Raw genomic sequence first — 25,709 nt, forward strand, 5'->3', positions numbered from 1 at the left:
CCGACCTGCGCCGGGCCCACCCTACCCCGCCAGAGCCCCTGGCCTTTGCCACAAGCAGGGGCCCTTCAGCGCGAAAACACCGGCTCGAACGCCGAGCGCCGAATCTCCTGCAGCGTGGGCGATTCACCCGCCCACAGCACCAGCACCGGGCCAGGCAGCCCGAGCGTGCGCTCCAGCGAGCGGCACAGCTCATAACGGTCTTCATCGTCCATGCTGGGTAGCTCCACAAACAACAGGTAGGCACGGCGCTGAGGGTGCTCACGCAGGTTCTTGCGCACCAGCCAGGCCCGCGCAATGGGGGTGCAGTGGGCCAGCTCGGCCTGAAACTCCCCCAGCTCGAACTCGCTCAGATCGTGGCGTGCGATGTGGCTGAAGTAGGCCGGGTGGCTCAACTCTTCCCAGGCGCGCTCCTCCGATTCCTGGGCGCGCTCCAGCCGCTTGCGCCATTGCTTGAAGGCGGCCGCGTCGTGGTCATAGCCCATCCGGGGGGTTTCCAGTTCGGCCAGCGCCGTGCGGGCGGCCCACCAGCGGTCGTTGCTGCCCACGTCCCACAAACGGTGCAGGCAGGCCAGCCTGGCTTCGCGGTCTCCCTCGGGCAGCGCCTGCACCAGGCCGCGCAGGGCACCCGGGTGTTCGGAACTGCGCTCCAGCGCCAGTTCGTACAGCGGGCGCACGTCGGCGCGCGGGTCCAGGTGTTTGCGCAACCGGGCCAGCTCCACCAGTTCGGCAGCGCTGGCCTGGGCCATGCCAGCCTGCAGGGCCTCGGCACGGGCACGCACGCGCTGCAGCCAGGCGTGGTGCAGCTTCCATTCGGTGGCGTTGTCGGCACACCATTGCCGGTCAAAGCGGGCGATCCAGGCTTTGTATTCAGGCCCCAGCAGGGCCAGGGCGCTGCCGCGCGACCATTCCGGAAGCGTGCCAGCGGCGTCCAGCGCTTCCAGCCGGTCTCGCAGGCCAGGGTGGGTGTCGTCCAGGTTGCTGATGCGTTTGAGCGCCTGGCGCAAGGCATCGTTGGCAAATGCGGCTTCGGGGGCGCGGGCCAGCAGGCGCCGCAAACCACGGAAAGGCCCCACGGGCAATGCCTGGCTGGCTACCATGCACCAATGGTCGCGCCAGAACTCCGTTTGCAGCCAGCGCCCGCGGATCTCCACCTCGATCAATGCCGCCGCCATGACTTCGCGGCCCGCGAGGCGACCGGCAATGTGGTCGGCCTCGTATTCATCCTGCCGCGCCATCGCAAAGGTTTTGGCCGCAAAGCGGGGAAAGTACCAGCGCAGAAACGCCTGCGTGGCAACCCCAGCCACGCCGGTATCGTCGCCCAGGTTCTTGTTCAGCTGCATCCAGGACCAGCGGGTGCGATAAATCCAGGCGCCAAAGCGGCCATGGTCGCCGCGCAGGTGGCCGTATTCATGGGCCAGCACCGACAGAAACCGGCCACGGTCCAGCGCCATCAGCAGTGGCAGGCCAATCACCAGGTAATTGGTGCCACCACCGAACAGTCCATAGCGCGGAATCTGCTGGATGCTGGCGTTGAACTCATCGCTGAGCAGCACATGGTGAATCGCGGGGCCTTTCACCTTGCGGCGGATGCGCTCCAGCGCCTGGAACAGTTCCGGCGCGTCTTCTGCGGTGATCTCTTCGCCCTCAGGCGGCGCAATGCGCACCCACAACGCCCGCAGGCTGACCCATAGCAGGCTACCCGCTGCCAGCAGCAGCAACACCAAGCCGAAACGAAAACGCCCTTGCAGCAACTGCGGCAACGCCCAGGCCACCAACGCCAGTGCGACGACAGCACAACCCACCACCCAGGCGTAGCCCAGGGCGGCAAAAGCGGCTACGCTGCGCCGGTACGCACTGCTGTTTTCGGCGCTGTCTTGCTCGCTGGTGCGCACCAGATGCACAAAATCTGCCCATTCCATGGCCTAACCCCTCCCTTTTTTTATTTTTTAGCGGTACCGCCGTAGTCGGCGGCCGCAGCACAACCTTCGATCCTAACCATGAACGAAACGCTTCCTCCCTTGTCCCCCACACCCCTGGGCTTGTACCGGCACTACAAAGGCAACCTGTACGAGGTGGTGGGCACCGCCCGGCATAGCGAAACGCTGGAGCCCATGACCGTGTACCGCGCCCTGTACGGTGAACACGGCTTGTGGGTGCGCCCGGCCGCCATGTTTGCCGAGCAGGTCACCATCGACGGGGTGCTGCGCCCGCGCTTCGACAAATGTCCGGACTCTACCTCCGTCAACCAAGCAAGCGCTTGATTTGCTACTCTTTTAATAGCTGCTGGCGCTTTTTCCAAAGGCGCCGGAGCCCATTTTTCATGAATCTTGCCGTCGACGACACCGGGCTCGCCTACACGGACGACTTGGCACGTTCTACAGGCATCCCACGTCCTCCACACTGAGAGCTGACACGCCCCAGCGAAGCGGCCCTGGCCAGGCGTTCCGTCGCAGGCAGTACAAGCTGTACGACAAGACGGGGGAACGACGCCGGGGGTTGTTCTAGCCGCTCTTGGCGCAGGGTTTGGCTAAAGCGCCCGCACCAGGTTGCGCACCGCACGGGGGTAAATGATGTGCTCCTGGGTCAGCACGCGCGCGGCCAGGGTATGGGCGGTGTCATCCGGCAACACGGGAACCACGGCTTGGTCCAGGATAGGGCCCACGTCCAGCTCGGCCGTCACCTGGTGCACCGTCACGCCTGCAAACTTGCAGCCAGCGTCGATGGCGCGCTGGTGCGTATGAAGACCGGTGAAGGCGGGCAGCAACGAAGGGTGGATGTTGATGAGCCGCCCGGCGTAGTGCTCGACAAAGCCGGGCGTCAGGATGCGCATGAACCCGGCGAGCACCACCAGGGCTGGCTGGTGCCGGTCAATCGCCTGGGCCAGTGCTGCATCAAAAGCCTCGCGGCTCTCAAACGCCTTGTGGTCGAGCACGGCGGTGGCAATGCCGTGCTCGCGGGCAAACACAAGGCCTTTGGCATCGGCCTTGTTGCTCACCACGGCAGCAATGCGCACACCGTACGCGCGCTCCCACTGCTCCTGCTGCGCGGTTTTCACAATGGCTGCCATGTTGGAGCCGCCGCCAGAGATCAAAATCACAATGTTCTTCATTTGCCCGTGATTATCCCAGCCATGTCCACCCCCTTCAGCCCCGCCACCCGCCCCCTCACCCCCAACGAAGCCCGCGTGCTGGCGACGTTGATGGAAAAAGCTCGCACGGTGCCCGACAGCTACCCCATGTCGCTCAATGGGCTGGTCACCGGTTGCAACCAGAAAACCAGCCGCGACCCGGTGATGCAACTGACCGATGCCGAAGCGCAAGAGGCGCTGGATTCGCTGAAGCTGCTGACTCTGGTGTTTGAGAGCAGCGGCAACCGCACCACACGGTGGGAGCACAACTTTCAGCGCGGCGTGGGTGTGCCCGACCAGTCCGCCGCGCTGCTGGGCCTGCTGATGCTGCGCGGGCCGCAAACGGCGGGTGAGCTGCGCATCAATGCCGAGCGCTGGCACCGGTTTGCCGACATCTCGTCGGTGGAAGCATTTTTGGACGAATTGCAAAACCGCAGCCCAGAAAAAGGCGGCCCGCTGGTCGTGCTGCTGCCCCGCGCGCCCGGCGCCCGCGAGCCGCGCTGGGCCCACCTGCTGTGCGGGCCGGTAGACACCAGCCAGCACGCCTACGGCGGCCACCCGGCCCCCTCGCTGGACACCCCTGCCCCCGCCCTGCAAGCCCGCGTACAAGCGCTGGAGGCCGAAGTGGCCAGCCTGCAAGCCACGGTGCGCCGCCTGTGCGACGAGCTGGGCCTGGTGCCTGGGTTGACGAGCATGTCACCACCCGGACAGGACTGAAACGAACGACCGTGCTACAAACACAAAATCAATAGGAGACAAGCTGCATGGATCTCGCATTCACCCCCGAAGAGCAGGCCTTCCGCGAGGAAGTCCGCACCTGGGTTCAAGCCAATCTGCCCAAAGAAATCTCCCACAAGGTGCACAACGCCCTGCGCCTGACCCGCGACGATATGCAGGGCTGGGCCAAGATTCTGGGCAAAAAAGGCTGGCTGGCCTTTGGCTGGCCCAAGGAGTTTGGCGGCCCCGGCTGGACGGCCGTACAAAAGCACCTGTTTGAAGAAGAGTGCGCGCTGGCAGGCGCGCCGCGCATCATCCCCTTCGGCCCCGTCATGGTGGCCCCGGTGATCATGGCCTTTGGCAATGCCGAGCAGCAAAAGCGCTTCTTGCCCGGCATCGCCAGCGGCGAAGTGTGGTGGAGCCAGGGTTACAGCGAACCGGGCTCGGGCTCCGACCTGGCCAGCGTCAAGACCCGCGCCGAGCGCGTGGGCGACAAGTACATCGTCAACGGCCAGAAGACCTGGACGACCCTCGGCCAGCACGGCGACTGGATGTTCAACCTGGTGCGCACCAGCACCGAGGGCAAACCGCAGACGGGCATCTCCTTCCTGCTGGTGGACATGAAGTCCAAGGGCGTGACCGTGCGCCCCATCAAGCTGCTCGATGGCGAGTGCGAAGTGAACGAAGTGTTCTTCGACAACGTCGAAGTGCCCGCCGAAAACCTGATCGGTGAAGAGAACAAGGGCTGGACTTACGCCAAGCACCTGCTGAGCCACGAGCGCACCAACATCGCCGACGTGAACCGCAGCAAGCGCGAGCTGGAGCGCTTGAAGCGCATCGCCAAGACCGAAGGCATGTGGGACCCTACCGAAGGGGGCGCTGATGCGGTGCGCTTCCGCGACCAGATCGCCCTGCTCGAAGTGGACATCGTCGCGCTCGAAATGCTGGTGCTGCGCGTGCTGTCGGCCGAGAAGTCGGGCAAGAACTCGCTCGACATTGCGGGCCTCTTGAAGATCAAGGGTAGCGAGATCCAGCAACGCTACGCCGAGCTGATGATGCTGGCCGCTGGCCCCTTTGCCATGCCCTTCATCGAAGAGGCTATGGAAGCCGGCTGGCAAGGCAATTTCCCCGGCGGTGTCACCGCCAACGCGCCACTGGCATCCACCTACTTCAACCTGCGCAAGACCACCATCTATGGTGGCTCCAACGAAGTGCAGCGCAACATCGTGGCTCAGACCGTGCTCGGCTGATCCCAAGTTCCAGGAGACAAGCACATGGATTTCGATTTTTCTGACGACCAGGAACAACTGCGCGACGCCGTGCGCAAGTGGGTGGACAAGGGCTACACCTTTGAGCGGCGCCGCGCCGCGGTTGCAGCCGGGGGTTTTGACCGCGCCGCCTGGAATGAACTGGCCGAACTGGGCCTCACGGCCCTCACCGTGCCCGAAGCGCAAGGCGGCATGGGCCAGGGCGCCATCGACGCGATGGTGGTGGCCGAAGAACTGGGCCGCGGCATCGTGCTGGAGCCCATCGCGCAGTCTTTCATTGCCAGCGCTGTGCTGTCCCACTACGCCCCCGCCGAAGTGCAGTCGGCCTGGTTGCCCCGCGTGGCCAGCGGCGAAGCGGTGGTGGTGCTGGCGCACCAAGAGCGCAAGGCGCGCTACCGCCTGGACGTTTGTCAGGCAAAAGCGGCTCCAGCGCAATCAGGCTATGCGGTAACAGCTATCAAAAGCGTAGTAGCCGCAGGCGACAAGGCCGATGCCTTCATCGTGCCTGCGCAGCTCGACGGCAAGATCGCCCTCTTCTTGGTCGAGCGTACTGCGAGTGGCGTGACCACCCAGGGCTACGTCACGCAAGACGGCAGCCGCGCGGCCGAAGTGCACCTGGTCAACGTCCCCGCCACGCTCATCACCACCGACGGCCTGGCCGCGCTGGAACTGGCCGTGGACACCGGCATTGCCGCCACCTGCGCCGAAGCCGTGGGCGTGATGGACAAAACGCTGGCGATCACCGTCGAATACATGAACCAGCGCAAGCAATTCGGCGTGTTCATTGCCAGCTTCCAGGCCCTGCGCCACCGCGTGGCCGACATGAAGATGCAGCTGGAGCTGGCCCGCTCGATGAGCTACTACGCCAGCCTCAAGCTCGGCTCCCCCGCAGAAGAACGCCGCGCCGCCATGGCCCGCGCCAAGGTGCAACTGGGCCAGTCGATGCGTTTTGTGGGCCAGCAGGCCGTGCAACTGCACGGTGGCATTGGCGTGACGGACGAATACATCGTGAGCCACTACTTCAAGAAGCTCACGCAGCTGGAAGTGGCGTTTGGCGACACGCTGCACCACCTGGGCGAGGTTTCTGCGCGGATGCAAGACACGGCGGGGGTGTTTGCCTGAGCACGGCATTCGCGCAAGCGGCCTATGGGTGATCAAACCCATAGGCCGATCCGCTGGCTGGTAGTCACTCGGCCACGAATCAGACGTGGCTCATAAGCCATACCCTGCCTTACATCAGCAAGTAATCCACCGGCAGCAAGGGGGCCGGCAAGTCGGTTTCGCCCAGAGACTCACGCAGATTGATCTCCATCGCCCGGCACAGAGTGTCCAGTGGCAAATCGTTGCTCTCCAAACCAAAAGGCTCTTCAATTTCATCGCCCAGCGCATCCAGCCCAAAGAAGGTGTAGGCCACGATGGCGACGACAAAGGGCGTCATGAAGCCGGTGGTATCCACCAGACCAAAGGGCAGCAAAAAGCAATAGAGGTAAGCCGTGCGGTGCAGCAGCAGGGTGTACGAGAACGGCACTGGTGTGTTCCGAATCCGCTCGCACGAGGCAGCGGAAGCCGTCATGGCCGACAAGGTTGTGTCGATTCCCGCCGCTAGGCAGGGATCGATGCGCCCCTCGCGCAGGCACTGGCGCAAGTCTTGGCCCAGCCCCTGCATGATCGCCTCGTGCCGTACGCTGGACTGAGCCACGCGAGGCCAGTCCTGCACCGGGAGCCAACTCTGCAGCAAGGCATCATCGCTTTGCGAGCGCAAGTGCAGGCGCAGGGCGTGGACGAATGCAATCGCTCGGTGCACCATGCGCACCCGCACGTCGCCGGCGCGGTTAGTGGGGTCCACGGGCTGGTCCAGCTCAATCAGGCTCAGGCATTGGCGCGACAGGTTGCGTGTCCGCAATACCAACTCACCCCATAGCTTGCGCCCTTCCCAGTAGCGGTCATAGGCCGTGGTGTTGCGAAAGCCGAGAAAAATCGCAAGCGGCAGACCCATCAAGGTAAAGGGGATGGGAGTGAGCGTGATCTTGAAAGTGAACAGGTTGCCGTGCGCCAGCGTCACGGCCGTGGCCAGCAGGGTGTTGAACAGCAGTGTCCAGCGGATGCGCTGCAGGATGGACCCACGCAGCAACAGAAACAGACGCAGGCCGGAGGGCCGATCGCGAACGATCATGGGAGGATTTCAGGGAAAACCCTGATTCTCCCACAGGGTTTGCAGCGCCGCAGCGATGCGGTGCAGAGGGATGCTAGGCCGCCAGCCGCGACGATTTGGGCACATGCGCCAGCAAAAACTCCATCTGGTCGGCAAGGATGCGGCGGTTGCGCAGGATGAAATCTTCCCACAGGCTGGGCACATAAGGGGCATACAGCAAAGGCATGTGAGCCTGCTCGGGCGTGCGCGGCCCTTTTCGGTGGTTGCAGGCACGGCAGGCCGTGACGACGTTCATCCAATGGTCCTGCCCCTGGTGGGCGAAAGGCACGATGTGTTCGCGCGTCAACTCGTCCTCGTGAAAATGCCCGCCACAGTACGCGCAGATGTTGCGGTCGCGCGCGAACAGCTTGCTGTTGGTCAGGCCCGGCTTCAGTTCAAACGGGTTGATGCGTGGGACGCCCTTGGTGCCGATGATGCTGTTGACGGCAATCACCGATTGCTCGCCCGTGATGGCGTTGTGACCACCGCGGAAGCGGGCGATCTGCGCGCCGGACTCCCAGCGCACCTCACCTGCAGCGTAGTGGATGACCGCTTGCTCCAACGTGATCCACGATTGGGGCAGCCCCTGGGCTGACAGCTTCAAGACCTTCAAAACACGCCTCCTGGAAACTTACGCTACACAAGGATTCGGAACTCGGATGTCTCGGCGGAAGGCACTGCGCTGGTGCGCTTCCAGTCGGCCTGCAACCTTCGGGTGCCAAGCGACAGGCGCCTGCTGGGCAAGCGTCGGTCACAATATACTCTTTTTCCATGACAAATTGGCGTCTTGCGCTTGATCCACTTGCGCAGGCTGCTATCAAAAAGATAACAAGCCGATGAAGATCTTTCGCGGATTCCACCACCCTGGCATCGCCAGCGCCTGCGCGCTGACCATCGGTAATTTCGACGGCGTGCACCGGGGGCACCAGGCCATGCTGGCGCTGCTGAACAACGAAGCCGCCCACCGGGGGGTGGAGAGTTGCGTCCTCACGTTCGAGCCCCACCCGCGCGACTATTTCGCTGGCGCGGCGCGCAAGCCCGAACTGGCCCCCGCACGCATTGGCACGCTGCGCGACAAGCTGACCGAGCTGGAGCGCTGCGGCGTGCAGCAGGTGGTGGTGCTGCCCTTTAGCGCGCGGCTGGCCGCGCAGACACCCGAGGCTTTCATCAACGAAGTGCTGGTGCAAGGCCTGGGAGCGCGCTACGTGCTGGTGGGCGACGATTTCCGCTTTGGGGCGAAGCGAGCGGGTGACTACGCCATGCTCGACGCGGCTGGGCAAGCCCAGGGCTTTGACGTGGCCCGCATGAACAGCTACGAGGTGCGCGGCCTGCGGGTGTCCAGTTCAGCCGTTCGCCAGGCCTTGGGCGCAGGTGACATGGAAGCTGCTGCCGCCCTGCTGGGGCGGCCGTACACCATCTCAGGTCATGTGGTGCATGGCCGCAAGCTGGGGCGCGCCCTGGGCGCCAGCGCCGACGGCGCGCAAGACGGTTTCCGCACACTGAACCTGCGCTTTGCCCATTGGAAGCCTGCCGCCAGCGGCATTTTTGCCGTGCTGGTACACGGCCTGGGCGACACCCCCCTGCCCGGCGTGGCCAACCTGGGCGTGCGACCGTCGCTCGACCCGAACGATGTGAATGGCGGCCGCGTGCTGCTGGAAACCCATTGCCTGCAATGGCCGGACAGCCTGGGCGCCGAGGGGGCGTACGGTAAAATCATTCGCGTGGAACTTCTGCACAAACTGCACGACGAGCTCAAGTACGACGGTCTCGATGCCCTCACTGCCGGTATCGCCAAGGACTGCGCCGATGCGCGCGCCTACTTTGCCTCTGGCCACGCCCGCTCGTACACCGAGACCCGGCGCCAGACCACCCGCGACCGAATTTAGAGGGCTGCCTTTGCGCAGCGCCCGTGCTTGCGGGCCAGCTTCTCTCGTCCCAGTCACTCCCGTTTTTAGCGCCGGGTACGCCCCGGATTGCACCGCCCTAAGGTCCTTTCATGTCCGATAACGCCAGCTCCACCCCCACGAACAGCACGCCTGCCGTGGACTACCGCGCCACGCTGAACCTGCCAGATACATCCTTCCCCATGCGCGGCGACCTGCCCAAGCGTGAGCCCGGCTGGGTGAAGGAGTGGGAAGACAAAGGCATCTACAAAAAGCTGCGCGATGCCCGTTGTGGTGCACCCAAGTTCATCCTGCACGACGGCCCCCCCTATGCCAACGGCCAACTGCACATTGGCCACGCGGTCAACAAGATCCTCAAGGACATGATCACCAAGGCGCGCCAGCTCGAAGGCTTTGACGCGCTATACGTGCCCGGCTGGGACTGCCACGGTCTGCCCATCGAAAACGCCATTGAAAAGCTGCACGGCCGCAACCTGCCGCGTGACGAAATGCAAGCCAAGGGCCGTGCCTTTGCCACCGAGCAAATCGCACAACAGATGGCCGACTTCAAGCGCCTGGGCGTGCTGGGCGACTGGGACAACCCCTACAAGACCATGAACTACGCCAACGAGGCTGGCGAACTGCGGGCCTTGAAGCGCGTGATGGAACGCGGCTATGTGTACCGCGGCCTCAAGCCCGTGTACTGGTGTTTTGACTGCGGCTCCTCACTGGCCGAGTTCGAGATCGAATACCAGGACAAGAAGAGCACCACGCTGGATGTGGCCTTCAAGGCGCACAACCCTGCCGCACTGGCAGCGGCCTTTGGCGTGCCAGCATTCACGCAAGACGCGTTTGCCGTGATCTGGACAACCACCGCCTGGACCATCCCCGCCAACCAGGCGCTGAACCTGAACCCGGAGCTGCCTTATTCGCTGGTGGAAACCGAACGCGGCCTGTACGTGATGGCCGAGACCCTGGTCGATGCCTGCATGGAGCGCTGGGGCCTGCAAGGCAAGGTGCTGGCCACCGTTCCGGGCGAAAAGCTGGGCGGCTTCGAGTTTGAGCACCCGCTGTACGACGTGGCCAGTGAAGACGGCAGCCATGGCTACCGCCGCCTGTCGCCCGTGTACCTGGCCGACTACGCCACCGCTACAGACGGCACGGGTATCGTGCACTCGTCGCCTGCCTACGGCGTGGACGACTTCAACTCGTGCGTGGCGCACGGCATGAAGTACGACGAAATCCTGAACCCGGTGCAGGGCAACGGCACTTATGCGGCCGACTTCCCGCTGTTCGGCGGCCAGCACATCTGGAAGGCCATCCCCGTCATCATCGAGGCGCTGCGCAACGCGGGCCGCCTGATGGCCACCAAGGACATCACCCACAGCTACCCGCACTGCTGGCGCCACAAGACGCCCGTGATCTACCGCGCCGCCGCCCAGTGGTTCGTGCGCATGGACGAGGGCGAAGGTGTATTCACCACTGACAAGGCCCCCGGCACGCTGCGCCAGACGGCCTTGGCAGCCATCGAGCAGACCAGTTTTTATCCTGAAAACGGCAAGAGCCGCCTGCGCGACATGATCGCGGGCCGGCCCGACTGGTGTATCTCGCGCCAGCGCAGCTGGGGGGTGCCTCTGCCCTTCTTCCTGCACAAGGACTCGGGCGAACTGCACCCGCGCACCATGGAGATCATCGACCAGGCTGCTGCCATCGTGGAAAAGGGTGGCATCGAGGCCTGGAGCCGTGTGACAACCGAAGAAATCCTGGGCGCAGAAGACGCGCCGCACTACACCAAGAGCACCGACATTCTCGAAGTGTGGTTCGACTCGGGCTCCACCTTCTGGCACGTGATGCGCGGCACGCACGGCACCATGCACCACGAGACTGGCCCCGAGGCCGATCTGTACCTGGAAGGCCACGACCAGCACCGCGGCTGGTTCCACAGCTCGCTGCTGCTGGCCAGTGCCATCTTCGGTCGCGCTCCCTACCGCGGCCTGCTGACCCACGGCTTCACCGTGGACGGCCAGGGCAAGAAGATGAGCAAGTCGCTGGGCAACACCGTTTCGCCACAAGAGGTGAGCGGCAAGCTGGGCGCCGAAATCATCCGCCTGTGGTGCGCATCGACCGACTACTCGGGCGACTTGGCCATTGACGACAAGATCCTGGCCCGCGTGGTCGATGCGTACCGCCGCATCCGCAATACGCTGCGCTTCCTGCTGGCCAACGTGAGCGACTTTGACCCCGCCACCGATACCGTGCCCGCCGACCAGTTGCTGGAAATCGACCGCTACGCCCTGGCCCGCGCCAGTCAGCTGCAGGCCGACATCCTGGGCCATTACGAGGTGTATGAATTCCACCCCGTGGTAGCCAAACTGCAGGTCTACTGCTCGGAAGACCTGGGTGCGTTCTACCTCGACGTGCTCAAGGACCGCCTTTACACCACCGCGCCCAAGAGCCTGGCACGCCGCAGCGCCCAGACCGCGCTGTACCAGATCACCCACGCCATGCTGCGCTGGATGGCGCCGTTCCTGTCGTTCACTGCAGAAGAAGCATGGAAGGTGTTCGGCAAATCCGAGACCATCTTCGTCGAGAAGTTCTGGGACTTTGGTGCCACCGATGCTGCGCTGCTGGACAAGTGGGACCGCATCCGTGCCGCCCGTGAAGTGGTGAACAAGGAGATCGAAGCCCTGCGCGCCGACGGTAAGGTGGGCGCATCGCTGCAGGCCGAAGTCACGGTGACCGCCAGCGGCGAACTGCTGGAAGCCCTGCGCAGCCTGGGTGAAGACCTCAAGTTCGTGTTCATCACTTCCGCAGCCACGCTGGCCGAAGGCGAAGCCCTGGCCGCCAGCGTGACACCGAGCAGCCACGCCAAGTGCGAACGCTGCTGGCACTACCGTGAGGACGTGGGCCAGGACGCGGCCCACCCCACCATTTGCGGCCGCTGCACCAGCAACCTTCACGGCACCGGTGAAAACCGGGTGTGTGCCTGAATGGCCGCGATTCCATCCGTGGGCAACCAGTCCACCACCCGCAGCATGGCGTTGTGGCTGATATGGGCTGTCATTATTGTGGCGGCAGACCAGTGGACGAAAGAGCTGATCCTGCGCAACTACCAGTGGGGCGAAGCCACGACCATCACGAACTTCTTCAACATCGTGCGGGCCCACAACACCGGTGCAGCCTTCTCCTTCCTCTCGAACGCAGGGGGATGGCAGCGCTGGTTGTTCACGGGCATCGGCACCGTTGCCAGCCTTTTTATCATCTGGCAACTGTACAAACACCCCACGCAAAAGCTGTTCTGCTTTGCGCTGGCCAGCGTGATGGGCGGAGCCATTGGCAACGTGGTGGACCGCTTGATGCACGGCTACGTGGTCGATTTTCTGGACTTCCACGCCATGGGCTGGCACTTCCCGGCGTTCAACGTGGCCGACTCGGCCATCACGGTCGGCGCGGTCTGCCTGATCGTGGACGAGCTGCTGAGAGCCCGCCGGGAAGCCTGAGAGCGACCTGCCCTCGATACGGCCCGCCTCGTGCGGGCCGTTTTGTTTTCAGCAGCCTCATGAACGGCGATACCCCGGCAGATTGAAGGCAACGCACCTGGCTCACAGCGAGAGCACCAGCCTCTGTGAATCTGCCTGACGAATGCCCCAGTGCACGGCTTTTACCAGCAACGCATTCCGAATGCACCGATTCACTTGGGGGCTTGCGCCTTGCGAGGTGAAATCAGGGGTATGCTTCATGACAGTTTTATGACAATTCGCGTTGTGCACGTTGTTTGCTTATCCGTGGATACACGCGGGTCCAAAGAGCACTACGAACCCAAGTGGTTTTGCGCTGCTGACGGACGCCCTGCGGTACAAGCCCAAGCCCACGCACACCCCCAAGAATAAAAAGAACGCCTGCATTCCATGAAGCATTTGTTGAACTTGTTAGCTGCCGTGGCCCTGCTCATCTGGGGCACGCACCTGGTGCGTACCGGCATCCTGCGGGTATTCGGCGCCAACCTGCGGCAACTCATCTCGCGCAGCGTGAGCAACCGGTTCACCGCCGTTCTCTCGGGCATGGGCGTCACGGCTGTGGTGCAGTCCAGCACCGCTACCGCACTCATCGTGTCGTCATTTGTGGGCCAGGGGCTGGTGGGGCTGCCTGCCGCCCTGGCCGTGATGCTGGGCGCGGATGTAGGCACCAGCGTGATGGCCGTGGTGTTCTCGCTCGATTTGTCGTGGCTGTCGCCGTTGTTCATCTTTGTGGGCGTGGTGCTTTTCATTTCGCGCAAGGACACCGCCGTGGGCCGCGTGGGCCGGGTACTGATTGGCCTGGGCTTGATGCTGCTGGCCCTGCGGCTCATCACCGAGTCCACCACGGTGCTCACCCAGTCGCCCACCGTGCGGACCCTGCTGGGTGCGCTGACCAGCGATTTGCTGCTGGAGATCTTCACGGGCGCTGTGCTGGCCGTGCTGGCTTATTCCAGCCTGGCCACCGTGCTGCTCACGGCCACGCTGGCGGGCTCGGGCGGTATTCCGGTGGATGTGGCACTGGGGCTGGTGGTAGGCGCCAACCTGGGCAGCGGCTTGCTGGCGGTGGCCACGACCATGCGCTCCAATGTGCAGACGCGGCAGGTGCCGTTGGGCAATCTGTTCTTCAAGATCATGGGCGTCATCATCATGACCCCGCTGATCGGGCTGTGGCTCAAGCATGTGCGCCCCTATGTTCCCGACAACGCCTCGCTGGTGGTGCTGTTCCACCTGGCATTCAACGCGGTGGTGGGGCTGGTGTGCATCGGGCTCACAGGCACGGTGGCGCGTGCCGTGCAACGCCTGCTCCCGGTGGCAGACACGCAGGCCGCAGCAGGCAGCCGCCCCCGGCATCTGGATCCATCGGCGCTGGCCACGCCCTCGCTGGCCATTTCCTGCGCTGCGCGCGAAGCGCTGCACCAGGCCGACGTGGTGGAGTCCATGCTGCTGGGGTTGCACCAGGTCATCCGCACCGACGACCAGAAGCTGGCCGAAGACTTGCGCAAACTCGATGATCAGGTGGATGAGCTGTACTCCGCCATCAAGTACTACATGACGAAGATTTCGCGCGAGGCTCTGGACGAGCGCGAAGGCCGCCGGTGGGCGGACATCATCAGCTTCACCATCAACATGGAGCAGATTGGCGACATCATCGAACGCGTGCTCATCGACATTGAGGACAAGAAGATCAAGAAAGGCCGCCAGTTCTCCGAAGCTGGCATGGAAGAGATCAACGAACTGCACACCCGCCTGGTGGCCAACCTGCGCCTGGCGATGAGCGTGTTCCTGAACGGAAACGTGCGTGACGCACAAAAACTGCTCGAAGAAAAAGCCCGCTTCCGCGACCTGGAGCGCGCCTACTCGGCCACGCACCTGGCGCGCCTGTCAGACAACACGGTGCAGAGCATTGAAACCAGCTCGCTGCACATCGACTTGATCAGCGAGCTCAAGCGCATCAACTCGCTGTTGTGCTCCATTGCCTACCCTATTCTGGAATCGGCAGGAGCCCTGGCACCCAGCCGCCTCAAACTGCCGTCAGAACCCGCCTGACCTTGGCCATGCGGCTGGCTGGGCAGCGGTGCCGAGCCAGCCCGCTACAGGCCCAGAAAACCACCAATCACCAGCCCCGCCTCGGGCGTGAAATGGCCCTGAGCCACACGTTCGCACAGCAGCGGAATGGATAGCAACGCGAACTCATCCACCTCGCCATCCTGGTTGTGGGGCACTTGCCCCTCGGGCACCTGGGCACTGAACCAGTCGATGCGCTCTCGCATGAAGCCCACGCCCCCACCCTCGCGGCTGGGGCGGGAGAAATCCACGTGACCGCCGTGCACCACCTGCGTGAGTGCAGCCACTTCCAGACCCGCCTCTTCCCAGGTTTCACGCGCCAGCGCTTGGTGCAGTGAATCCTGCGCTGACACCATGCCACCCATCAGGGTGTCCCACTTGCCGGGGTGATTGGGTTTGGTGAGCGAGCGCCGCTGCACCCACATGCGCCCGTCCGGCGCCAAACCCACCAAGTGCACAGCGCGCGTGGCAATGCCCAGCACCCGCACAGCCCCACGTTCCACCGTGCCCACCACTGCGCCTTGTGCATTGGTTACCGCCAGCTGTTCATCGCGCCAGGGGCCACAGCGCCCCGTCTGGCGCAGCGCTGCAGCCAGCGCATTTAGGGCGGAGGTGACCTCTGCATCTGGCACAGGCAAATGCCAGGCGAAAGCCCCATTTCGCTCCTGAAAAGATAGCTGCTCGCGCTTATTCAGCAAGCGCTGCAGGCCAATATCATCCAAAACCCCTGCAGCCACCGACCCCACTTCGTGGCCAGCCACCACCAGTGGTATGCGTGGCTGGGCCGGTGGCTGCTGCGCCGCCAGCCGCGCCCCCACCAGCCATTGCGCGAACGCGGGCGTCTGAACGGCCGGGCTCACAGCGTCAGGATGGTGCACCCGGTGGTCTTGCGCGCTTCCAGGTCGCGGTGCGCCTGCTGCACGTCGGCCAAGGGGTAGCGCTGGTCGATATGGATCTTGACCTGGCCGCTGGCCACCACGGCAAACAGGTCATCGGCCATGGCCTGGGTGCTTTCACGCGTAGAGATATGCGTGAACAGCGTCTGGCGGGTGAGGTACAGCGAGCCCTTGGGCCCGAGCTGGCCTGGAGCAAATGCAGGCACGGGCCCCGAGGCGTTGCCAAAGCTGGCCATCAGGCCGAAGGGGCGCAGGCAGTCCAGCGACTTGTCCCAGGTGTCCTTGCCCACCGAGTCGTACACCACCTTCACGCCCTTGCCGCCGGTGATGTCCTTCACGCGCGCGGCAAAGTCTTCACGGCTGTAGTTGATGGCGTGCGCCGCACCATTGGCCAACGCCAGCTGGCATTTGGCGTCTGAGCCGGCAGTGCCGATGAGCTGCAAGCCCAGGGCCTTGGCCCACTGGCAGGCGATGAGCCCCACTCCGCCCGCGGCGGCGTGGAACAGCACGAAATCACCGGGCTGCAGACCTTCCACGGGCAGTGTTTTCTTGAGCAGGTATTGCGCCGTCAAGCCCTTGAGCATCATCGCAGCGCCAGTTTCAAAGCTGATGGCGTCGGGCAGCTTGCACACCGTCTTGGCAGGCATGACGCGCGCTTCACAATAACTGCCTGGTGGGTTGCTGGCGTACGCCGCGCGGTCGCCAGGGGCCAGGTGGGTCACGCCTTCACCCACAGCTTCCACCACGCCAGCGGCTTCCATGCCGATGGACGCAGGCATGTTCAGCGGATACAAGCCCGTGCGGTGGTACACATCGATGAAGTTCAGGCCGACGGCATGGTGGCGAATACGGATCTCGCCGGGGCCCGGCTCCCCCACGGGTACGTCAACAATCTGGAGTTCTTCGGGACCACCATGCTGGCGGATCTGGACGGCAAGGCTCATGGCAACAACGCTCCTGTAACAAGAGGGACAAACGGCCGCCATCCTGCCATGAATCTGCAAGCCTTGCCGGAGCGAGCCCGTTACATTCCGGGGCATGACTCAAAGACTCACGCCCGGCACGGCTGCGCTGCTGGTGACCGCGCCCCTGTTGTGGGCGGGCAATGCCGTGGTGGGCCGGCTGGTGCACGCCATGATCCCGCCCATCACCCTGAACTTCTTCCGCTGGGTGCTGGCCTTTGCCATCTTGCTGCCCCTGGCCCACGGGGTGTTGCGCAAAGACAGCCCCCTGTGGCCGCACTGGCGGCGCTATGCAGTGCTGGGCCTGCTGGGCATCGGGCTTTACAACGCACTGCAGTACATGGCGCTGCAAACCTCCACCCCCATCAACGTGACGCTGGTGGGCTCCAGCATGCCGGTGTGGATGCTGGCGGTGGGGGCGCTGTTTTTTGGTGCCTCAGTCACGCGCCAGCAACTGGTAGGCGCGGTGCTCTCCATCACCGGGGTGCTGATCGTGCTCAGCCGTGGTGAGTGGAACCAGCTGCTGGCCTTGCGGCTGGTGCCCGGTGATTTATTCATGCTGATGGCCACGGCATCGTGGTCGTTTTACAGCTGGCTTTTGGTGAGGACCAGTGAGCCCGCCAGCCTGCGCGGCGATTGGGCGGCCTTCCTGATGGCGCAGATGGTGTTTGGCCTGGGTTGGTCAGGCGCCTTCACGGGCGTGGAATGGAGTTTGGGCCACACGCAGATCGCCTGGGGCGCGCCCTTGCTGGCCGCACTGGCCTTCATCGCCGTGGGGCCTGCGGTGCTGGCCTACCGCTGCTGGGGTGTGGGCGTGCAGCGGGCAGGGCCTGCGGTGGCGGGCTTCTTCGTCAACCTCACGCCGCTGTTCGCGGCCGTGCTGTCAGCGGCTTTTCTTGGCGAAACACCGCACCTGTTTCACGGCGTGGCATTCGCCTTCATCGTGGGCGGGATCGTGGTGTCATCCCGGCGCTGAGCGCTGGCGCGATGTACTCAGCGCTGGCGCGATGTATTGAGCGCTGGCGCGGTCTGGCACGGCAAAGCGAACCGGCGACGCGATACGGTTGCCGGCAAATCCGTATCAGCCCAGCAAAGCCAGGTCATTGCCCAGCAGGGCTTCGATCTCGCTCAGTGGCATGGGCCGCCCTAGCAGATAGCCCTGGAAGTAGTGGCAGCCATACCGCGCCAGCGTGTCGCGCTGCTCGGCGGTTTCCACCCCTTCGGCAATCACATCCAGTTCCAGGTTGCGGGCCATGCCGATGATGGTCTGCACGATCACATCGTCGGTCTGTTTCACGCCCAGGTTGTGCACGAACGACTGGTCGATCTTGAGCTGGTCGAGCGGCAGGCGCGTGAGGTAAGCCAGCGATGAATAGCCGGTACCAAAGTCGTCCACCGAGAAGCGCACGCCCTTGGTCTTGAGCTGGACCATCTTGGCAATGGTGTCGTCCACATCGTCCAGCACCAGCGACTCCGTCAGCTCCAGCTTGAGCAAGTGCGCTGGTGCGCCCGTCTCGCGCAGCACTTCCACCACCCGGGCCACAAAGTCGTGCTGGCGGAACTGCCGCGCACTGACGTTGACCGACACCTGCACATGCTGGCAGCGCGGGTCACCCTTCCATGCCGCCAGTTGCTCGCACGCGGTGCGCAAGACCCAGTGCCCGATCGGCACGATGATTTCGCTCTCCTCGGCCACGCTGATGAATGCCCCTGGCGCCACCAGCCCCCGCTCGGGATGGCGCCAGCGGATCAGGCCCTCCACGCCCACAATTCGCCCGTCCAGGCGCTGCTGTGGCTGGTAGTGCAGTTCAAACTGGTTGCCGGTGATGGCCATCTGCAGGTCGTGCTCCAGTTGCACGCGCTGGTTGATGGAGATCTGCATCTGCGGATCAAAAAAGCACAGGGAGTTGCGCCCCTGTGACTTCACCTGGTACATGGCAATGTCGGCCTGCTTGAGCAAGTCCACCGGCGGCTGCATGTCTTGCCCGATGAGGGTGGCGCCAATGCTGGGGGTGCTGTGGTACTTGTGGGCATCCAGCAAATAGGGCATGTTCAGGCGGCGCAGGATCTTCTCGCCCACCCGGCGGGCCAGCGATGCTGCCTCTTCGCTGTTGGTGGCCAGGTTCTTGAGCATGATCACAAACTCATCGCCCCCAAGCCGCGCCACCGTGTCTTCGGTGCGCACACAGGCCCTCAGGCGCTGCGCCACCTGCCGCAGCAGCAAGTCTCCCACCTCATGCCCCAGGGTGTCGTTGAGGGTCTTGAAGTGGTCCAGGTCCAGAAACAGCAGGGCCCCATGCAAACCACTGCGGGCGTTGGCCGCCACCGACTGCTGGATACGGTCCATCAACAGGCGCCGGTTGGGCAGCCCGGTCAGCGGGTCGTAGAAAGCCAGGTTTTCGATCTCTGCGCTGGCCTGGCGCAGCTCTGTCACGTCGTGGTACGTGATCACCAGGCCGCCATCGGGCGTGGCCCGCTCGGTGACCTGGATGACACGCCCATCGGGCAGGCCCTGCTCGTGCGGCCCCTGAGGGTTGCGCTGCACTGCCACGCGCTGCTCCACCCAGCGCTGCTGCTCTTCGTCGCTGGCGTTTTCCAGGTGGTGCCGGGCTTTCTCTTTCAGCAATTCCTTGAACGGAACCTGGGGCGCCAGTTGCCCCTTGAGCCACGGATAAATCTCTTCAAAGCGCCGGTTCCACTGCACCAGGCGAAGCTGGCTGTCGAGCACCACAAAGCCGCTGACCATGGATTCCAGCGCCTCGTCCAGCGTGGCCTTCGACTGCGCAATCGCCAAACGGGCCTGGGTCATGCGGTCAACGTAGCGCAGTGAAACAGCGCCCACCAGCACGATCATCACCACGAAGCCCAGCGCCGTCAGCGCAATGCCATCACGCGCCGCGCGCCAATTGGCCAGCGCGGCGTGCAGCGGCACGCTGGCGGCAATGCGCAAGTCCTGGTACATCAACGGGCGGTACACCACCAGGGCCTGCTCGCCGCCCAGGCGCGCACGGGCATTCCACTGGGGCCCGGTCACATCCAGCTCGGCCAGCGGCGGGGCGAGCACCCTGGCCAATTCCTCTTCCTGCCGCGGCATGGTCAGCAGAAGCTGGCCTGAGGCACGCTCCAGCGTGACCTGCAATCCGGGAATGTCCATGCCCTGAACCAGAACACCGGCCAGCGCAGCCACGGGCATTTCGGCCACTGCCAGCAATGGCGTTCCGTCGGCCAGCCGAAGCTGCCGGGCCAGATAGAGCACACGCTCCGCGCTCACAAAGCTCACGGCTGGCGCGCTCACCATCAACATCGGCAGCGGCTGCTCAAACACCGACTCGGCAAACCCCAAAGGCAACGACAAGGCCACCGCTGCACCTGCGGCGTCTGACGAACCCAAAACGCGCCCCTGCCTGTCTACCAGCGCCACATAGCGCACCATCAGGCTTTGGCGGGCCGAGCTGCGCAGGCGCTGGCTGGTCACTTCCGGGTCCAGCCATTCCGCCCGCACCGCCGACAGATCCAATATCTCGTCCATGCTGGCCAGCAAGACGTCAACGCCCAACAGGGAACGGTTGAGCGCAGCTTCGGCACTGGAGACAAAGCGCACCGCGCCGCTGGCGCCATCAGCCAGGGCGAGCTTTCGAGCATTGAAGATGAGCACCGCCGCCACCGCGACCACGGCCAGCACAAATGCCGCAACCCCGCCCCCCACGAAGAACTTGATACGCCGAGGTACTGCCACGTTCATGGTGACTTGGGCACAGGGATGCCCCGCGCCGGTCCGATGGTGCTGTTCCACACCTGGGCGCACCTTGCGCCACAGCGCTGGAGCCAGCGGGGCAGGACGGTGGAGGTGAGAATCTCTTTGCGACGCTGTTCATCCTGCGCCGAAACCGGCACGACCACCATGCGCCCTTTGCGGCCCGCCTGGCACTCGGGCGCGCCACGGTTGCAGGCCATGCCATCGGCGGTTTCGCGTTCGGATTCTGCCCAGATATCGGCTTCCAGCTTGGGCAGCTCGCGCTTGAGCAATTCGCGCAAATCCGGCGGCAGTGCTGCCCAGACGGTACGGTTGGCGCCGAACACCGCCAACCCCCAGGTCACGGGCAAGGCATGCACATGGCTCATCAAATTGTGCAGCCCCAGCGTATTGCCCGACATGGTTCCGGTGACCGCACACTCGATGCTGCCCGCCGTCACATTGGGCACGATCTGGGCAAAGCCGGTGAGCAGGGGCTCTGCGCCCAGGGCGCTCACAAAATCCGCCTGGGTGGACGATGACACCCGCACCCGCCGCCCCGCCAAATCGGCCAGGCTGCGCAGTGGCTTGCCGCAAAAGATCACCTGCGCCGGATACACATAGATGGCCAGGGGCTCCACCCCATGCTGGTCGCGCAGCGCTTTCTCCAGATACGGGCGAAAGGCGGCCAGCGTGGTGCGCAAGGTGGCCATGTCGGGGTTCAACCCCGCCAGATCGGGGGCCGTGTATTCGGGATGCTGGGCAGAAAAAGAGCTCATCAGCGCCGTACCCAACGGCACCACCCCCAACTGCAGCAGTCGCAGCATTTCGGTGCCGGGCACCCCGGCCCTGTCGAAGGGAACGATTTCTGCGGTGTAACGCCCGCCGCTCAGGCGCGCCAGTTCGCGGGTCCAAAAGGGCTCTTCGCGGCGCACATACTGGTTGAGTTCGGCCAAACCGCCCACCACACGCAGGTGGGATACCGTGGCCGGAACCTTGGGGGCAGGCGCCTGCGACCAGGCCAAGGTTGCCGCCCACCCGAGCACGCCGCAGCACAGCGCAGCAGCGCAGCGGCGAAACAGCTTAGGTAAACGAGAAACAATCAGCATGGCCGCCAGACAAGCCCCGTTTCTCTTTGCTCTTCCCCACTGGAAAAGCCGAAGAGCACCACCCTGCGGGCCACAGGCAGGAATGCGCCATTGTGCCTACGCTACGCCCGTTTTCACCGAAAAATCTAATGCATGGAAACTGTTAATTGACGTCGATCGAGACTGCATGCATGGGCAGCGCCGCCAGCGTGGGTTTTGGCCGGACGAGGGGCGGGCCAACAAGATGCGCAGGCCGCACCGCCCCCAACCCGTTTCACCGTTTCAGTTACACGCCCGCAAACGCACCACCGTCAGCCAGCACGTTCTGGCCGGTGATGTAGGCGCCATGCACGCTGCACAGGAAAGCGCAAATGGCGCCAAACTCTTCGGGCGTTCCGAAGCGGCCAGCCGGAATCTGGGCTTGCTGCGCCACGCGGACCTCTTGCGAGCTTTTGCCAGTCTTGGTGGCAACGGCTTGCATCGTGGTGGCCAGGCGATCGGTGTCGAACTTGCCAGGCAGCAGGTTGTTGATGGTCACGCCCTGCGACGCGATCTTGCTGCGCGCCACGCCCGCCACAAAGCCCGTCAGGCCACTGCGCGCGCCGTTGGACAAACCCAACACATCAATCGGCGCCTTCACAGCGCTGGAGGTGATGTTGATCACGCGCCCAAAGCCCCGTGCGGCCATGCCATCCACCGTGGCCTTGATCAGCTCGATGGGTGTGAGCATGTTGGCGTCTACCGCCTTGATCCACGCGTCGCGATCCCAATCGCGGAAGTCGCCTGGAGGGGGGCCACCGGCGTTGGTCACGACGATATCGAAGTCGCGGCCTGGGCCACCCGCAGCGGCAAACACCGCGGCACGGCCTTCGGGGGTGGTGATGTCAGCAGCCACGGCCACGACGGCAGGTTGTGAGTCTTTTTGGCCTCTAGCGCTTGCGTATTCAGCGCTGGCAGCTATCAATTTAGCAGCAGCCTGAGCCAACACATCGGCGTTGCGTGCATTGATGACGACATTCACGCCCTCACGCACCAAAGCCTGGGCACAGCCAAAGCCAAGCCCCTTGCTGGCGCCACACACCAATGCCCATTTGCCCGCAATTCCCAAATCCATAACAATCTCCGGTTTACGTTGGATGCCCAGTCCAGCGCATCATAAATTGAGGCTTTCACCATGAACTGGCTCCATCACCTAGCCCTTGCCAGCGGCCTGGCTTTCGCGGCAGCGGTCCCGTTGAGCGCTGCACATGCCCAAACGGCAGTGGTCAAGCGCTCGACCGAACTGCGCGAATCGCCCGCAGACAACGCACCGAGCCTGGGGCAGATTCCGGCCAACACGCAGGTGACCCGGACTTCGGAACGCAACGGCCCCTGGGTCAAGGTGCAGACGCCCCAAGGCGCCACTGGCTGGGTGCACAACTTCGACATGGGCTCGGCCAACTCGGCAGCTCCCTCGGGCAACAACAATGCCAGCACCGGCAGCATGCGCACCCTGGGCGGTGTGCTCGGGCGCGGCGGCACCAGCACCACCACACCAACCACGACGGCCGGCACACGGGGCTGGGGGAATGGAAAAGCAGCCCAGGCCCCCGCAGGGGCCGACCACTCCGAAGATGGAGATGAGGAAGACAGCAGCACCGACGATGCACCGCAAGCGCCTGCCAAGCGTGCTGCACCCAACACGCGCACGGCGGGGGGTCAGGCATCGCCCTACCAGCGCATGCCCTCCAACACCCAACAGCCGCCCGCTCCACCGGGCCTGTCCACCTACTCTTCGGGCAACAACGGCAACGCCTGGGGTGGCGGCGCTGCAGGCGGTGGCGCCAACAGTTGGGGCGCGGGCAACCGCTAGGCGCGGGCTAGCGCCCTGCCCCAGGCGTTAAGAGTTCGCCCGCCTTGCGGAGCGGGTGAACACGAAGATACCGAGCATGACCAGGGCCGTGCCCGCCGCCAGCCACAGGGTGAAGGGCTCGCCCAGAATCCAGATTCCCATGAGGATGGTGGACAACGGGCCCACCATGCCTGCTTGCGCGGCCATGCCCGCACCAATGCGCTCAATGGCCATCATGACCATGAGCACTGGCGCGGCCGTGCAAAGAATGGCGTTCAGCACCGACAGCCACAACACTTCAGGCGCCACGATGGCTGCCCCCAGCGGCCGCAGCGCCACGAACTGTGCCAGGCAACACAGGCAGGCCACGGTGGTGGCCAAGCCCACCAGACGCAGCGCCCCGATGCGTTGCACCATCTCGCCGCTGTAGACCAGGTACACCGCATAGCTCACGGCGCTCAAGAAAATCAGCAACGCACCCCAGGCGGCGTGCGCGCCTTGCTCCCGGGCCTCCAGACCAAACACCAGCACCACGCCGCAGTAGCTGATGCCCATGCCCAGCGCCTGCCCGGCCCGGATGCGCTTGCCATACAGCGCCCAGCCCAGCACCACTACCAGCGTGGGGTTCAGGTACAGGATGAGGCGCTCCAGGCTGGCCGTCACGTACATCAGCCCCGCAAAGTCCAGAAAGCTGGCGAGGTAATACCCGGTGACGCCCAGGCCCAGCACCCCCAGCCAGTCTTTGCGCGACAGGGGCGGCTTGCCCCGGCTGGCCCACCATGCCATCGTGGCAAAGATGGGCAGCGCAAACAGCATGCGGTACATGATGAGGGTGACCGCGTCTACACCATAGCGGTAGGCCAGCTTGACGATGATGGCCTTGCCGCTGAACGCAATGGAGCCCAGCAGCGCCAGCGCCATGCCCCCAGCCAGGCCAGAGTGCTTGTCGGCGGATGTAGCAGGATGCGACACGGGAAGGTTCTTTGAAGAGTGGGGGCAACAGCACCCCAGTGTGGCACGGCAGGCCAGGCGGCGGCGTCGAGCATTTGGGTGCCAGCCTGCTCCACTGGCGATGGCAGGCGCGCGCAGCAACCGCCCCGCTCAATGCTTGCGAAACAACCGGTGGTGCAAACGGCGCAAAGACAGCCACACGCTCACGGCCACCAGCGGAATGGCAATGGCCGCGGTGGACTCTGGCGACAGCGGCCAGCCCAGGGCCTTGCCACCCTTGGCCAGGTAGGTGACCAGCCCCACGATGTAGTAAGTGATGGCCGCCACCGACAAGCCTTCCACCGTGGACTGCAGCTTCAGTTGCAGGTCCTGCCGCTGGTTCATGGTGGCCAGCAGGGCCTGGCTGCTTTGCTGCTGCTCGATTTCCACCCGCGTGCGCAGCAGGTTGCTCATGCGCGAAACGCGTTGGGACAGGGCATCCTGCCTGCGCGCGGCCCATTCGCAGGTGCTACGGGCCGGCGTGAGGCGCCTGTCCATGAACTCCCCAATGGTCTGCATGCCTGCCAGGCGCGACTCGGCAATGTCCTTGATGCGCCGATCCACCAGCTCGAAATAGGCACTGCTTGCCGAAAACCGCGAATGTGTGGCGGCGTACTGGCTCTCCACCTGCCCGGCCAGCCGGGTCAGTCGATCCAGCAGCGCAGGTTCATCATCGCGGTTGGCGGTGCGGATGGCGTTGGCCAGCTCGGCCAGTTCACGCTCGGCAAAGGCCAGTACGGACGAAGCCTCGCGCGCGGCAGGCAAGCCCAGCAGGGCGGCCATGCGGTAGGTTTCGATCTCCAGCAGGCGCTGCACCAGGCGGCCCAGGCGGCGCTGCGTCATGCCGCCAGCCAGCAACACCATGCGCGAGAAGCCGTCGGCGTGGATGGCAAAGTCGGTGTAGACCTCGCCGTGCCCGTCGGCCACGGTGGAGGCCAGCAGCGTGTCCTCATGCAGCACATGCTTGATCAGCGAGCCCGAGCCGAAGGTGTGGGTGGGCAACACCCACAAGTTCAGGCTGCACAGGCATTGGCCGGGCAGTGCCGCCAGCCACTCGCGCGGCACCGAGGCGATGGCGCTGACGGGCTCCCGCTCACCGAACGATTCCACCGCCGCAGGCACCATGAAGGTCCAGGAAACGAATTCGGTATGCAGTTCCCAGCGTAGGCGAAAGGCTCCCAGATCCATACGCAGATGGGTGGTGGCCGCATCGGGCAGCGCCAGGTGGTGGTCGCGCAGCAGCGCGGCCACATGGGCACGGCTGGCCTCGCGCTCGGCAGCATCGGCCAGCATGACGATGTGGGCAATGGCCAGCGGCGCCGACATGGCCTCTGGCGGGCGGGCGTGGATTTCGTTGTGCAGCAACACCCGGTGCGGGTGCTGCGTGGGGCTGATCGTGGCAGACATGCAAATCCCGGAAAGCAAAGCAGCCCCATTGTGT

Annotated in this window: 21 protein-coding genes; 10 read left to right on the forward strand and 11 right to left on the reverse strand. The window is 64.4% G+C overall.

Annotated elements, in window-relative coordinates:
* Positions 1-65: 65 nt before the first annotated feature.
* Positions 66-1,919, reverse strand: coding sequence for a M48 family metallopeptidase (locus PQV96_RS14615; protein ID WP_273623325.1), 1,854 nt, complete (start codon positions 1,917-1,919; stop codon positions 66-68).
* A 78-nt stretch (positions 1,920-1,997) separates the two neighbouring features.
* Between PQV96_RS14615 and PQV96_RS14620 the strand changes: the two genes are divergently transcribed.
* Positions 1,998-2,261 carry a DUF1653 domain-containing protein gene (locus tag PQV96_RS14620; RefSeq protein ID WP_207373912.1) on the forward strand — a complete coding sequence of 88 codons (264 nt, stop codon included), beginning with the start codon at positions 1,998-2,000 and terminating at the stop codon, positions 2,259-2,261.
* A gap of 266 nt (positions 2,262-2,527) precedes the next feature.
* Here PQV96_RS14620 and purN read toward each other — a convergent pair whose 3' ends face one another.
* Entirely contained in the window at positions 2,528-3,109 is a 582-nt protein-coding gene (purN, locus tag PQV96_RS14625; RefSeq protein WP_273623326.1) for a phosphoribosylglycinamide formyltransferase, read from the reverse strand.
* Between the two features lie 21 nt (positions 3,110-3,130).
* On the opposite strand from purN, the gene PQV96_RS14630 reads away from it, so the two are divergent.
* Genes PQV96_RS14630 through PQV96_RS14640 form a run of 3 tightly spaced genes read left to right on the forward strand, consistent with a single transcriptional unit; the run spans position 3,131 to position 6,234 of the window.
* Positions 3,131-3,844: a YceH family protein gene (locus tag PQV96_RS14630; RefSeq protein ID WP_207373910.1), complete on the forward strand. Its 714-nt coding sequence runs from the start codon at positions 3,131-3,133 to the stop codon at positions 3,842-3,844.
* 47 nt (positions 3,845-3,891) lie between these two features.
* Positions 3,892-5,094 carry an acyl-CoA dehydrogenase family protein gene (locus PQV96_RS14635; protein WP_273623328.1) on the forward strand — a complete coding sequence of 401 codons (1,203 nt, stop codon included), beginning with the start codon at positions 3,892-3,894 and terminating at the stop codon, positions 5,092-5,094.
* A 24-nt stretch (positions 5,095-5,118) separates the two neighbouring features.
* On the forward strand, positions 5,119-6,234 hold the full coding sequence (locus tag PQV96_RS14640; protein ID WP_273623329.1) for an acyl-CoA dehydrogenase family protein: 1,116 nt from the start codon (positions 5,119-5,121) through the stop codon (positions 6,232-6,234).
* Between the two features lie 109 nt (positions 6,235-6,343).
* On the opposite strand, the gene PQV96_RS14645 is transcribed toward PQV96_RS14640, so the two are convergent.
* Positions 6,344-7,285, reverse strand: coding sequence for a bestrophin family protein (locus PQV96_RS14645; RefSeq protein WP_207373907.1), 942 nt, complete (start codon positions 7,283-7,285; stop codon positions 6,344-6,346).
* 73 nt (positions 7,286-7,358) lie between these two features.
* Positions 7,359-7,916 (reverse strand): HNH endonuclease, encoded by a 558-nt coding sequence (locus PQV96_RS14650; protein WP_044395926.1) that lies wholly within the window; start codon positions 7,914-7,916, stop codon positions 7,359-7,361.
* Between the two features lie 223 nt (positions 7,917-8,139).
* Here PQV96_RS14650 and PQV96_RS14655 point away from each other — a divergent pair, with 223 nt between their 5' ends.
* The 4 genes from PQV96_RS14655 to PQV96_RS14670 all read left to right on the forward strand — a co-directional run bounded on the left by PQV96_RS14655 (position 8,140) and on the right by PQV96_RS14670 (position 14,750).
* Positions 8,140-9,189 (forward strand): bifunctional riboflavin kinase/FAD synthetase, encoded by a 1,050-nt coding sequence (locus PQV96_RS14655; RefSeq protein ID WP_044395925.1) that lies wholly within the window; start codon positions 8,140-8,142, stop codon positions 9,187-9,189.
* Between the two features lie 110 nt (positions 9,190-9,299).
* A complete protein-coding gene (ileS, locus tag PQV96_RS14660; protein ID WP_273623330.1) occupies positions 9,300-12,176 on the forward strand; it encodes an isoleucine--tRNA ligase in 2,877 nt (958 codons plus the stop codon).
* Positions 12,177-12,686, forward strand: coding sequence for a signal peptidase II (lspA, locus tag PQV96_RS14665; RefSeq protein WP_273623331.1), 510 nt, complete (start codon positions 12,177-12,179; stop codon positions 12,684-12,686).
* 408 nt (positions 12,687-13,094) lie between these two features.
* Positions 13,095-14,750: a Na/Pi cotransporter family protein gene (locus PQV96_RS14670; protein WP_273623332.1), complete on the forward strand. Its 1,656-nt coding sequence runs from the start codon at positions 13,095-13,097 to the stop codon at positions 14,748-14,750.
* A gap of 44 nt (positions 14,751-14,794) precedes the next feature.
* On the opposite strand, the gene PQV96_RS14675 is transcribed toward PQV96_RS14670, so the two are convergent.
* Positions 14,795-15,628, reverse strand: coding sequence for an NUDIX hydrolase (locus PQV96_RS14675; RefSeq protein ID WP_273623334.1), 834 nt, complete (start codon positions 15,626-15,628; stop codon positions 14,795-14,797).
* Positions 15,625-16,608 (reverse strand): quinone oxidoreductase family protein, encoded by a 984-nt coding sequence (locus tag PQV96_RS14680; protein ID WP_044395915.1) that lies wholly within the window; start codon positions 16,606-16,608, stop codon positions 15,625-15,627. Before PQV96_RS14680 ends, PQV96_RS14675 begins: the two co-directional genes overlap by 4 nt.
* A 94-nt stretch (positions 16,609-16,702) precedes the next feature.
* On the opposite strand from PQV96_RS14680, the gene PQV96_RS14685 reads away from it, so the two are divergent.
* Positions 16,703-17,602 (forward strand): DMT family transporter, encoded by a 900-nt coding sequence (locus tag PQV96_RS14685; protein WP_066690956.1) that lies wholly within the window; start codon positions 16,703-16,705, stop codon positions 17,600-17,602.
* 105 nt (positions 17,603-17,707) lie between these two features.
* Here the strand turns inward: PQV96_RS14685 and PQV96_RS14690 are convergent, their stop codons facing one another.
* The 3 genes from PQV96_RS14690 to PQV96_RS14700 form a co-directional block, all read right to left on the reverse strand.
* Entirely contained in the window at positions 17,708-20,368 is a 2,661-nt protein-coding gene (locus PQV96_RS14690; protein ID WP_273623335.1) for a bifunctional diguanylate cyclase/phosphodiesterase, read from the reverse strand.
* Complete coding sequence (locus PQV96_RS14695; protein ID WP_273623336.1) at positions 20,365-21,468, reverse strand: TRAP transporter substrate-binding protein; 1,104 nt, start codon at positions 21,466-21,468, stop codon at positions 20,365-20,367. The genes PQV96_RS14690 and PQV96_RS14695 overlap by 4 nt, the downstream gene beginning before the upstream one ends.
* A gap of 265 nt (positions 21,469-21,733) precedes the next feature.
* Positions 21,734-22,561, reverse strand: coding sequence for an SDR family oxidoreductase (locus tag PQV96_RS14700; protein ID WP_142083833.1), 828 nt, complete (start codon positions 22,559-22,561; stop codon positions 21,734-21,736).
* Positions 22,562-22,621: 60 nt separating this feature from the next.
* Between PQV96_RS14700 and PQV96_RS14705 the strand changes: the two genes are divergently transcribed.
* Positions 22,622-23,299: an SH3 domain-containing protein gene (locus PQV96_RS14705; protein ID WP_273623340.1), complete on the forward strand. Its 678-nt coding sequence runs from the start codon at positions 22,622-22,624 to the stop codon at positions 23,297-23,299.
* A 27-nt stretch (positions 23,300-23,326) separates the two neighbouring features.
* Here PQV96_RS14705 and PQV96_RS14710 read toward each other — a convergent pair whose 3' ends face one another.
* Complete coding sequence (locus PQV96_RS14710; protein ID WP_273625264.1) at positions 23,327-24,199, reverse strand: DMT family transporter; 873 nt, start codon at positions 24,197-24,199, stop codon at positions 23,327-23,329.
* A gap of 180 nt (positions 24,200-24,379) precedes the next feature.
* Positions 24,380-25,675 carry a DUF3422 family protein gene (locus tag PQV96_RS14715; RefSeq protein WP_044395906.1) on the reverse strand — a complete coding sequence of 432 codons (1,296 nt, stop codon included), beginning with the start codon at positions 25,673-25,675 and terminating at the stop codon, positions 24,380-24,382.
* Positions 25,676-25,709 lie beyond the last annotated feature (34 nt).

This window comes from Acidovorax temperans, assembly GCF_028596105.1.
Classification (GTDB): Bacteria; Pseudomonadota; Gammaproteobacteria; order Burkholderiales; family Burkholderiaceae_C; genus Acidovorax; species Acidovorax temperans.

What these genes read in the sequence shown, in the direction of transcription:
- PQV96_RS14685 (WP_066690956.1), top strand. Translation starts at nt 16,703, where the DNA reads ATGACTCAAAGACTCACGCCCGGCACGGCTGCGCTGCTGGTGACCGCG.
- PQV96_RS14710 (WP_273625264.1), bottom strand. Translation starts at nt 24,199, where the DNA reads ATGGCGCTGGCGCTGCTGGGCTCCATTGCGTTCAGCGGCAAGGCCATC.
- PQV96_RS14670 (WP_273623332.1), top strand. Translation starts at nt 13,095, where the DNA reads ATGAAGCATTTGTTGAACTTGTTAGCTGCCGTGGCCCTGCTCATCTGG.
- ileS (WP_273623330.1), top strand. Translation starts at nt 9,300, where the DNA reads ATGTCCGATAACGCCAGCTCCACCCCCACGAACAGCACGCCTGCCGTG.
- PQV96_RS14655 (WP_044395925.1), top strand. Translation starts at nt 8,140, where the DNA reads ATGAAGATCTTTCGCGGATTCCACCACCCTGGCATCGCCAGCGCCTGC.
- PQV96_RS14680 (WP_044395915.1), bottom strand. Translation starts at nt 16,608, where the DNA reads ATGAGCCTTGCCGTCCAGATCCGCCAGCATGGTGGTCCCGAAGAACTC.
- PQV96_RS14645 (WP_207373907.1), bottom strand. Translation starts at nt 7,285, where the DNA reads ATGATCGTTCGCGATCGGCCCTCCGGCCTGCGTCTGTTTCTGTTGCTG.
- PQV96_RS14715 (WP_044395906.1), bottom strand. Translation starts at nt 25,675, where the DNA reads ATGTCTGCCACGATCAGCCCCACGCAGCACCCGCACCGGGTGTTGCTG.
- PQV96_RS14630 (WP_207373910.1), top strand. Translation starts at nt 3,131, where the DNA reads ATGTCCACCCCCTTCAGCCCCGCCACCCGCCCCCTCACCCCCAACGAA.
- PQV96_RS14705 (WP_273623340.1), top strand. Translation starts at nt 22,622, where the DNA reads ATGAACTGGCTCCATCACCTAGCCCTTGCCAGCGGCCTGGCTTTCGCG.
- PQV96_RS14635 (WP_273623328.1), top strand. Translation starts at nt 3,892, where the DNA reads ATGGATCTCGCATTCACCCCCGAAGAGCAGGCCTTCCGCGAGGAAGTC.
- PQV96_RS14700 (WP_142083833.1), bottom strand. Translation starts at nt 22,561, where the DNA reads ATGGATTTGGGAATTGCGGGCAAATGGGCATTGGTGTGTGGCGCCAGC.
- PQV96_RS14615 (WP_273623325.1), bottom strand. Translation starts at nt 1,919, where the DNA reads ATGGAATGGGCAGATTTTGTGCATCTGGTGCGCACCAGCGAGCAAGAC.
- lspA (WP_273623331.1), top strand. Translation starts at nt 12,177, where the DNA reads ATGGCCGCGATTCCATCCGTGGGCAACCAGTCCACCACCCGCAGCATG.
- PQV96_RS14690 (WP_273623335.1), bottom strand. Translation starts at nt 20,368, where the DNA reads ATGAACGTGGCAGTACCTCGGCGTATCAAGTTCTTCGTGGGGGGCGGG.
- PQV96_RS14640 (WP_273623329.1), top strand. Translation starts at nt 5,119, where the DNA reads ATGGATTTCGATTTTTCTGACGACCAGGAACAACTGCGCGACGCCGTG.
- purN (WP_273623326.1), bottom strand. Translation starts at nt 3,109, where the DNA reads ATGAAGAACATTGTGATTTTGATCTCTGGCGGCGGCTCCAACATGGCA.
- PQV96_RS14695 (WP_273623336.1), bottom strand. Translation starts at nt 21,468, where the DNA reads ATGCTGATTGTTTCTCGTTTACCTAAGCTGTTTCGCCGCTGCGCTGCT.
- PQV96_RS14620 (WP_207373912.1), top strand. Translation starts at nt 1,998, where the DNA reads ATGAACGAAACGCTTCCTCCCTTGTCCCCCACACCCCTGGGCTTGTAC.